General features: G+C 69.9%; 1 protein-coding gene. It reads left to right on the forward strand.

The genetic code is table 11. The annotated features are described in order from the left end of the window. The coding region (locus AB0L25_RS41040; protein ID WP_500179061.1) for a non-ribosomal peptide synthetase at nucleotides 1-1,318 on the forward strand (1,318 nt) is incomplete at both ends.

Genomic DNA, 1,318 nt, shown 5'->3' on the forward strand with positions numbered 1-1,318 from the left:
GCGCCGGGACGGACGTGCCGATCGGCTCGCCGATCGCGGGCCGCACCGACGAGGCCCTCGACGACCTCGTCGGCATGTTCGTCAACATGCTCGTCTTCCGCACCGACACGTCCGGCGACCCCACGTTCCGGGAGCTCGTCGCCCGGGTGAAGGACACCGACCTCGCCGCGTACGCGCACCAGGACGTCCCGTTCGAGCGGCTCGTCGAGGTCCTGAACCCGCCGCGCCACCTCGCCCGGCACCCGCTGTTCCAGATCGGCCTCACCTTCCAGAACAACCCTGAGGCCCGCCTCGAACTCGACGGCTTCAGCGCCGAACTCGAACCCCTGCACGCCGGCGCCGCCCGCTTCGACCTGCTGATGATCCTCACCGAGCGGGAGGACGGCCTCGACGGCGAACTCGAGTACGCCCTCGACCTCTTCGACCACCGCACCGCCGAACGCCTCATCGCCCGTTTCGAGCGCTACCTCGCCGCGCTGCTCGCCGCACCGGACGCGCCCATCGGCGCCCCCGACGTCCTCGACGCGGACGAGCGCGCCGCCGTCCTCGGCGACTGGGCGGGCGGCCCCGGCCCCGCGCGTCCCGTGGAGCGCGCCACGATCCCGGAGTTGTTCGAGGCGCGTGCGGCGGAGCGTCCGGACGCGGTGGCGGTGACGTTCGAGGGGGTGTCGTGGACGTTCGGTGAGGTGAACGCGCGGGCGAATCGGCTGGCGCGTCGCTTGGTCGAGCGTGGTGTGGGTTGTGAGCAGTTCGTGGCGTTGGCGTTGCCGCGTTCGGCGAATCTGGTGGTCGCGATCCTGGCGGTGCTGAAGGCCGGTGCCGCGTATGTGCCGATCGACCCGGACTATCCGGCCGATCGCATCGCGTACATGGTCGAGGATGCTCGGCCCGTCCTGACGATCCGCGCCGAGGATGTGGACGCGCCCGGATATGACGAGACGAACCTGGACGTTCGGATCTCGCCTGACGCTCCGGCGTACGTGATCTACACGTCGGGTTCGACGGGACGCCCGAAGGGCGTCGTGGTCCCGCACCAGAACGTGGTGCGGTTGCTGCGGTCGACCGAGGAGTGGTTCGCGTTCGGTCCGGACGACGTGTGGACGTTGTTCCACTCGTACGCGTTCGACTTCTCGGTGTGGGAGTTGTGGGGTTCGCTGCTGTACGGCGGCCGTCTCGTGGTCGTGCCGTACCTCACGTCTCGTTCCCCGGCCGATTTCCTCGCGCTGCTCGAAGCCGAGCGGGTGACCGTCCTGAACCAGACGCCGTCGGCGTTCTACCAGCTCATGGCCGCCGACCGGGAGAACCCGGGGCGCGATCT

Origin of the sequence: Spirillospora sp. NPDC052242, from assembly GCF_040679555.1 — a bacterium.
Taxonomy (GTDB): domain Bacteria; phylum Actinomycetota; class Actinomycetes; order Streptosporangiales; family Streptosporangiaceae; genus Spirillospora.